Consider the following 7,560-nt stretch of genomic DNA (forward strand, 5'->3'; position numbering starts at 1 on the left):
CGGGACGGGTGATAAGGCCCTGGGGACCGGTACCCCGGCGGCCTTTTGCTATTTTCTCGGAGGGATGATCCGGGGCCAGGCGAGATAAGCTAAACGATACATGAGCGGGGCACAAAGCGCCGGGAGTCATTTCTGCTTGCCAATCTCCATGTTTTGTTTTATATTGACATGAGAGTAGGTCAAAAATAAAAGGAGGTTGTGGCGGATGACCCCGCGTACGAAGGAACAAAATGAAGAGATCAGGCTGCGCCGGCTTGCTCAAATTCGTGTCGCGGCCGCCGATGTGTTTCTTGAGAAAGGCCTGACGTTAGAGATTCGGGACGTGGCGACCAAGGCCGGGCTTGGTTACGGCACGGTCTACCACTATTACAGTAATAAAGGGGATCTGCTGCATGACGTGCTGTGGACGGCGATGGACCGGGCCGGGGAATGGATCGACCTGAGGACGGAGGAGCAGGAAGCGGCCGCCGATTCCCTTGTTGCAGCAGGTACCCGGCTGCTGAAGCTGTGGGCCAAGGATCACGGCGTTTATCTGTTGTATAAGCTGGCGGCGGATGGCTTCCAGCTGCTGCCGGAAGCCCGGGCACTGCCGCTTGCGGAGACGTTCCGCCGCGAGGTGTTGCTGCCGTTCGCCGCGGTGCTGGAGCGCGGTTTGCCGCCGGGTTCCGGAGAGACCGCTGCGACTGCTAGCTTAGCGGCGGGACAAGGCGCTGGGGGAGAGGGCGTCCGTCAGGCGGAATTGTTGCTGGCTGCGCTGGCCGGCTGCGCCGGCTCTCCGCTGCGCCAAGGCACGCTGGACCACGAAGCGGCAGACATTGCGCGTCTGCTATTGTATCGGCTGTCGGAGCGAACCCGATGGACCCTCGAAGGAGTGAGAGCTGAATGATTATATTGAAATCGCCGCGGGAAATTGAAGAGATGAAACGGGCGAATCAGATTGTTGCGGATTGTCACCGGGAGGTCGCCAAAATGATTCAACCCGGGGTCACGACAAAGGAAATTAATGATTTTGTAGTCCGGCATATTACGAAGCTGGGCGGCAAGCAGTTTACGAAAGGGTACAACGGGTTCCCGGCCGAAACCTGCGCATCGGTGAACGATGTGGTGGCCCACGGGTTCCCTTCGGACCGGCCGCTGCAGAACGGCGATCTGCTCAAGCTGGACATCGTTGCGGAGGCGGACGGCTGGTTTGGCGATTCGTGCTGGTGTTATGCGGTAGGTCAGGTGAGTCCTGAGGCGGAAAAGCTGATGCGGGTGACGAAGGAATGTCTGGAGCTGGGGATCGCCCAAGCGATTCCAGGCAACCGGCTGGGCGATGTGACTTCGGCGATCCAGAAGCATGCGGAGGCGAACGGTTATTCCGTCGTACGCGATCTGCTCGGTCACGGGATCGGACGCAGCCTGCATGAGGAGCCCAACTACGAGCATGTCGGCGTAGCGGGTAAGGGCATTCGGCTCAAGGAAGGCATGGTGTTTACGATCGAGCCGATGATCAATGAAGGCACGTTCCGCATCATGATTGACGATGACGGCTGGACGGCGCGTACGGCGGACGGCAAATTGTCGGCCCAATTCGAGCATACGATCGCGCTGACGGCGGACGGACCGCTGATTTTAACAGCTCAATAAGCAGCAAGCAGGAAAGGAAGGCGGATGCCCAAAGTCCGAAGGGACAAGGGATCCGCCTTTTTTGGCATGCTTTCGCTCTGCCAAATTATCCAACATAAACCTGTTGCGAAAGGGAATGTTTGTTCGTATTATGAGTATAATAGGAACAGATGTTCTGATTAGAAGGTGAGCATATGACAGACAGTATGAAGAAGGGAGACGCATGAGCCCTATTCCCTGGCAAACGCAGGAGGAAGCGGAGATGATCAAGCAATATGTGCTGCTTTCTCTGTTGCTTGATGTGCTGGAACGAGACCAGCGCGCATTGGCATCCGCTTCGTTGAAGCTGCCTCAGGTATACAAGGGGCTGATCCGCTTGCTGCAGAACGCCGCAGCCGCGGATTTGGCCCGGGTGCGCCAAGGCATGCGTGAGCATGGACTGAAGGTATTCGAAGAGCGGCGGACGAAGCTTGGGATTGAAGCCCGCTATTTATGCCGGGGGTATACGTACGAGTTCTCCATGCTGTGGGGATTGGTCAAGGCGGAACTGATCCGCCGGCTTTGCGCCTATCTGGGGATCGATGTGAGGAAAGAGGGGATGTTCTCATGAAAGGTATGCCCCCAGCACCCTTGGAGACAGAAGAAGATCTCCAGTTGGTCAAAGAATACATTTTACTCCCTGTTCTTTTGAATGTGTTGGAAAGGGATATGAAAGCATTGGGGACAGTAAAGCTAAAGATGGACGTGGTGTACGCAAGAGCCTTACACACTGCCCAAGATGTGATCACTGCAGATTTGACGTCGGTTCGGAAACAAATGCGCGACAGAGGGATCAAGGTGTTCGAGCAACAACGTACTGAATTGGGCATGGAGGCCCGCTATTTGTGCAGGGGCTATCAACATAGATTTTCCATGCTTTGGAGCTTGGTGAAAGCGGAGCTTAATCAATATTTGAGTAAGTATCTTAACGTCGACTTAAGGAGCGACGGCCTATGAAAAGCGATAACAAAAGTCGAGTCATCATGCTGGCGGATTGTCAATCCTTTTACGCAAGTGTTGAGAAAGCGGCCCACCCCGAGTATGCAGACAAACCTGTTGTGGTTGCAGGAGACCCCGCGCGTCGTTCCGGGATTATCCTCGCCGCGTGTCCCCTTGCCAAGCAATATGGGATCACTACGGCAGAGAGGCTGGGAGAGGCACTTGCCAAATGCCCGGATCTTGTGGTCATTCGTCCCCGTATGGAGGAATACATCAGAGTATCCTTGCAAATTACAGAAATTTATCAATCCTACACGGACTTGGTAGAGCCGTACAGCATAGATGAACAGTATTTGGATGTCACGGGAAGCTTACAGCTTTTTGGCGGTCCTGATAAGATTGCGAGGAGCATTCAGGATAAAGTCATGAAGGAGACGGGCGTTCGTGTACGCATTGGAATTAGTGAAAATAAGGTGCTCTCCAAAATGGCCTGCGATAATTTCGCCAAACGTAATGCTTCGGGGATTTTTCACTTGCCTGTGAAAGATCTGCAAGAAGTGCTTTGGCCGTTGCCGATTCATCAGATGTTTATGGTGGGCTCCCGGATGCGCCGGCATTTAATGAAAATGGGGATATATACCATTGGCCAGCTGGCCCAGACTCCCCTGACCAAATTAAGAGCCAAATGGGGAGTGAACGGGGAAGTTCTGTGGCTCATTGCCAACGGCAAGGATCATTCCCCGGTAACGCCAAGTACACACGATTTGCAAAAAGCCATCGGCCATCAAATGACCCTTCCCTACGATTATTGGGAGTTTGACGATATCATGGTTCCCCTATTAGAGCTCTCAGAGTTAGTATGTCAACGAGCTCGAATGAAAGGCTATATGGGCTGGGTGGTTTCGGTAGGGTGTCAAGGAGCGGATTTTGATCACCCTTCCGGCTTCTACAGACAAATGAAATTACCCGACCCGACGAACCTCACGGATGAGGTGTTCCATGCAGCGAAAAAACTATTTAAACGACATTGGGATGGGTTGCCCATTCGAAAAATCGGGGTCACTCTAAGTCAATTGGTAAGCGATCAGGAATACCAACTTACTTTATTCAATGACCGCGAGGCAAAGTTAGCGTTGGAAAGAACCACTGACCGAATTAAAGAGAAATACGGAAGTACCGCGATCATGAGGGCCTCTTCTTTAAAAGCTTCGGGCCAAGCGCGGGATCGAGCGCAAAAAATTGGAGGACATTATAAATGAGTAAAAAACTGCAAGGAAACGGTCTATTCGAATCGTCCAGAATGATGCTTCCGGAACACAAGGAGGCTTACATCCTGCACCAGCAGAACTTGCGAAAGAGTCCGCCGCCACAATTAGATGATCAAGAAATGGAACGGATATCCATGCTCATTGCTGAATCAATGCAGCTCAGGAAAGAGGTAATTTTAGTATTATTCGGTGAATTTAATGTAACGGAAATAACAGGAGTCGTGACAAAAATTGATCTACAACAAAAAAACATCAAATTCACCCATGGCAATGATTTTCGCTGGATAAAGGTATCGGACATTATTGACGGTATGTGGAAATGATTTGTAATAAGGAAAACTTGAAGAGCTATCCTTAAAAGTCATCGCAGATGGCTTCCGGTATAGCTCTTTTTTACTGAAATATGCAAAGGTCTGAAAGGAGCCAATAGATACAGAGGAACAATTAGTGGATCTCGAACCTGAATATTTTAGATGCCCTTGCGAAATAATCAAATGAGTATTTGAATAATCGATGGATTTATTGTATGATGATAATCAAATATTGATTTGATTGTTGAGGTGAGGATATGAACAGGAAAGAAAAGGATTCATGTGAAATTTACTGTTACGACGAACCTAAAGTCCGAAAGGTACAAAATGCGCTCGAAAGACAAAATATTCAAGGCATGATTAAGATGTTCAAGGTTTTAGCTGACGAAACAAGAATGAAAATCGCCTTTGCCCTGTGCGAAGAGGATGAATTATGTGTTTGTGATGTGGCTAACATCATCGGCTCTTCAATGGCCACAGCCTCACACCACCTTCGCACCTTAAAACAGCTTGGCCTAGCCAAATACCGCAAGGATGGTAAATTAGTTTTTTATTCGCTGGAAGATGACCATGTTCGTCAACTGGTGCAGCTAGCTTCTACTCATTCGAGGGAGTTGATCATCAATGGAAAATAAAATTGAAAACACCGAAGATAAAAACGTCTACAGGGTTCAAGGCTTTACCTGTACGAATTGCGCAGGCATTTTCGAGAAAAATGTAAAAAATTTGCCGGGCGTAAAAGACGCGCAAGTCAATTTTGGAGCATCTAAAATCACCGTTTATGGAAGGACTACAGTTGAGGAATTGGAAAAGGCCGGCGCGTTTGAAAACCTGAAAGTTACACCTGAAAAGCAACGATCTATTGAAAAGAAAAAGCCTTTCTGGAAAGAACATTGGAACGTACTGCTTTCGGCTATCTTGCTTGTCGCAGGGTACTTATTAGGTGAGCAGTACGGTGAGGAAAGCATCTTATCCGCTATTTCTTACGCGGCTTCTATTATTATCGGCGGTTATGAATTATTTAAAAAAGGAATCAAAAATCTTTTCCGGCTTCAGTTCGATATGAACACCCTAATGACGGTCGCCATCATCGGTGCCGCGGCGATCGGAGAATGGGGCGAAGGCGCGACTGTCGTTATCTTGTTTGCGATCAGTGAAGTTTTGGAACGTTACTCCATGGAAAAAGCGCGTCAATCCATTCGTTCCCTGATGGATATTGCACCGAAGGAAGCTCTGATCCGCCGCGGTTCCGAAGAAATTACGGTAAACGTCGATGATATACAGGTTGGCGATGTCATGATTGTAAAGCCAGGTCAAAAACTTGCAATGGATGGTGTTGTTATTAAAGGAACATCAACCATTAACCAAGCCGCGATTACTGGCGAAACGGTTCCCGTGACGAAAACAATTGACGATGAAGTGTTCGCTGGTACATTGAACGAAGAAGGTTTGCTTGAAGTCAAAGTAACGAAGCGCGTCGAGGATACAACGATTTCTAAAATTATTCACCTTGTTGAAGAAGCTCAAGCTGAAAGAGCGCCATCTCAAGCGTTTGTTGACCGATTCGCGAAATACTATACACCTGCGATTATGATTTTGGCATTAGGTATTGCGGTTGTTCCACCTCTGTTCGTCGGTGCAGATTGGGGCGATTGGGTATATCGAGGATTAGCGTTGCTCGTCGTCGGCTGTCCTTGCGCATTGGTCATTTCGACACCTGTTTCGATTGTTACAGCCATCGGCAACGCGGCGAAAAATGGCGTTCTTATCAAAGGCGGCATTCACCTTGAGGAAGCCGGCAGACTATCCGCAATTGCGTTTGATAAAACAGGTACTCTGACGAAGGGGGTTCCAGAAGTAACAGATGTCGTTACTTTCGGAACGAAAAACGAAAATGAATTGCTTTCAATCGCGGCAGTTATCGAAAAAGGTTCGCAACATCCGCTCGCATCCGCGATTGTTCGTAAAGCGGAAAACCTCGGAGAAGACCTAACCCTAGTCGTTGAGGATTTCCAATCGATCACCGGGAAAGGTGTTAAAGCCAATGTAAACGGGGAATTGTATTACGTCGGTAGTCCGAAACTCTTTGCTGAACTTCATTCCGACATCAGCGTTGAAACGAATCAGCGCATTGAAGAATTACAAAAACAAGGGAAAACGGTTATGGTATTAGGCACAGAACAACAGATTCTTGCCTTAATAGCAGTCGCTGATGAAGTGCGTGATTCCAGTACAGTCGTAATTAAGCAATTACACGAAATTGGAATCAAGAAAACGATTATGCTTACGGGTGATAATCAAGCAACCGCCGAAGCAATCGGGCGGCGTTTGAATGTTACAGACGTTAAAGCTGATCTAATGCCCCAAGATAAATTAGATTACATCAAGCAGCTTCGTAAAGACTATGGTAATGTTGCGATGATTGGCGACGGCGTTAACGACGCGCCTGCGCTCGCGGCTTCAACGGTTGGTATCGCTATGGGCGGCGCGGGTACGGATACTGCCCTCGAAACCGCAGATATTGCTTTGATGGCTGACGATTTAAGCAAATTACCCTATACGATTCGACTAAGCCGAAAAACCCTTGCAATCATCAAGCAGAACATTACGTTTTCACTTGGTATTAAGCTCTTAGCTTTGGCTCTAATTGTCCCTGGATGGTTGACGTTATGGTTGGCCATTTTCGCAGATATGGGGGCCACGCTTATTGTTACATTGAATAGCCTTCGTCTGTTAAAAGTCAGAGGTAATAATCGGATATGAATAACCGTTGGAATAAAGTGATTTATCGGTTATGGGCACCCTTTTATGATTCTCTTTTCAATTCCGGTCCTTTTTTAAAGGCACGGAAAAAGATCTTTGAGAACCTCGACATTAAGCCTAAAAGCAAAAGTTCTTTTTGTTTGTAGGCGTCGGGACAGGAGCAGATTTGCAGTTCATTATGGACAAAAATATTTCTGTATCTGCAATTGACTTATCATCCGAAATGCTTGATCAAGCTAGGAATAAATATGACTCCCCCAATTTTAAGTTCATAGAAATGGATGCGCAAGAATTGACCTTTTCACCGGAATCGTTCGATATGGTTATTGCAAATCTGATCTTATCCGTTGTCCCCGAGCCGAATCGATGTTTTCAAGAAATGATTCGGGTTACGCGAGCTGGGGGGCGAATAATCATTTTCGATAAATTTGCCCCTCCCTCGCAGGATTTGCCGGTAATAAAAAAATCCTTCGTCCCATCGTAGCAACGATGGGTACGGACATCGGACGACATTTCGAACAAATCATCATGCCGTATGAGAAACATATTCGAGTGGAGGAAGATGCATCAGCATTGTTTAACGGAATGTATCGAAAAATTATATTACAAAAAGTATAGAGTTACCAGTACCC

At 48.1% G+C, this 7,560-nt stretch carries 9 protein-coding genes; all 9 read left to right on the top strand.

Going from position 1 to position 7,560, the window contains the following annotated elements:
• Positions 1-205 precede the first annotated feature (205 nt).
• The 9 genes from POTG_RS12890 to POTG_RS25255 all read left to right on the top strand — a co-directional run bounded on the left by POTG_RS12890 (position 206) and on the right by POTG_RS25255 (position 7,412).
• Positions 206-886 carry a TetR/AcrR family transcriptional regulator gene (locus POTG_RS12890; protein WP_009225268.1) on the top strand — a complete coding sequence of 227 codons (681 nt, stop codon included), beginning with the start codon at positions 206-208 and terminating at the stop codon, positions 884-886.
• The gene (gene map / locus POTG_RS12895) at positions 883-1,629 is read left to right on the top strand and encodes a type I methionyl aminopeptidase (RefSeq protein WP_009225269.1); all 747 of its coding nucleotides are present in this window, start codon (positions 883-885) and stop codon (positions 1,627-1,629) included. The genes POTG_RS12890 and map overlap by 4 nt, the downstream gene beginning before the upstream one ends.
• 241 nt (positions 1,630-1,870) lie before the next feature.
• The gene (locus POTG_RS12900; protein ID WP_232282290.1) at positions 1,871-2,218 is read left to right on the top strand and encodes a hypothetical protein; all 348 of its coding nucleotides are present in this window, start codon (positions 1,871-1,873) and stop codon (positions 2,216-2,218) included.
• Positions 2,215-2,604, top strand: coding sequence for a hypothetical protein (locus tag POTG_RS12905; protein ID WP_232282291.1), 390 nt, complete (start codon positions 2,215-2,217; stop codon positions 2,602-2,604). The genes POTG_RS12900 and POTG_RS12905 overlap by 4 nt, the downstream gene beginning before the upstream one ends.
• Positions 2,601-3,845, top strand: coding sequence for a DNA polymerase IV (locus tag POTG_RS12910; protein ID WP_009225272.1), 1,245 nt, complete (start codon positions 2,601-2,603; stop codon positions 3,843-3,845). Before POTG_RS12905 ends, POTG_RS12910 begins: the two co-directional genes overlap by 4 nt.
• On the top strand, positions 3,842-4,177 hold the full coding sequence (locus POTG_RS12915; RefSeq protein ID WP_009225273.1) for a YolD-like family protein: 336 nt from the start codon (positions 3,842-3,844) through the stop codon (positions 4,175-4,177). Before POTG_RS12910 ends, POTG_RS12915 begins: the two co-directional genes overlap by 4 nt.
• A gap of 245 nt (positions 4,178-4,422) precedes the next feature.
• A complete protein-coding gene (locus POTG_RS12920) occupies positions 4,423-4,800 on the top strand; it encodes an ArsR/SmtB family transcription factor (protein ID WP_009225274.1) in 378 nt (125 codons plus the stop codon).
• The gene (locus POTG_RS12925) at positions 4,790-6,928 is read left to right on the top strand and encodes a heavy metal translocating P-type ATPase (RefSeq protein ID WP_009225275.1); all 2,139 of its coding nucleotides are present in this window, start codon (positions 4,790-4,792) and stop codon (positions 6,926-6,928) included. Before POTG_RS12920 ends, POTG_RS12925 begins: the two co-directional genes overlap by 11 nt.
• A gap of 178 nt (positions 6,929-7,106) precedes the next feature.
• The gene (locus POTG_RS25255) at positions 7,107-7,412 is read left to right on the top strand and encodes a class I SAM-dependent methyltransferase (protein WP_332306503.1); all 306 of its coding nucleotides are present in this window, start codon (positions 7,107-7,109) and stop codon (positions 7,410-7,412) included.
• The last annotated feature ends 148 nt before the right edge of the window (positions 7,413-7,560 follow it).

The organism is Paenibacillus sp. oral taxon 786 str. D14, assembly GCF_000159955.1.
GTDB classification, from domain to species: Bacteria; Bacillota; Bacilli; order Paenibacillales; family Paenibacillaceae; genus Fontibacillus; species Fontibacillus phoenicis.

Coding starts and splice junctions, on each gene's coding strand:
- POTG_RS12890 (WP_009225268.1), top strand. CDS start 206: ATGACCCCGCGTACGAAGGAACAAAATGAAGAGATCAGGCTGCGCCGG.
- map (WP_009225269.1), top strand. CDS start 883: ATGATTATATTGAAATCGCCGCGGGAAATTGAAGAGATGAAACGGGCG.
- POTG_RS12900 (WP_232282290.1), top strand. CDS start 1,871: ATGATCAAGCAATATGTGCTGCTTTCTCTGTTGCTTGATGTGCTGGAA.
- POTG_RS12905 (WP_232282291.1), top strand. CDS start 2,215: ATGAAAGGTATGCCCCCAGCACCCTTGGAGACAGAAGAAGATCTCCAG.
- POTG_RS12910 (WP_009225272.1), top strand. CDS start 2,601: ATGAAAAGCGATAACAAAAGTCGAGTCATCATGCTGGCGGATTGTCAA.
- POTG_RS12915 (WP_009225273.1), top strand. CDS start 3,842: ATGAGTAAAAAACTGCAAGGAAACGGTCTATTCGAATCGTCCAGAATG.
- POTG_RS12920 (WP_009225274.1), top strand. CDS start 4,423: ATGAACAGGAAAGAAAAGGATTCATGTGAAATTTACTGTTACGACGAA.
- POTG_RS12925 (WP_009225275.1), top strand. CDS start 4,790: ATGGAAAATAAAATTGAAAACACCGAAGATAAAAACGTCTACAGGGTT.
- POTG_RS25255 (WP_332306503.1), top strand. CDS start 7,107: ATGGACAAAAATATTTCTGTATCTGCAATTGACTTATCATCCGAAATG.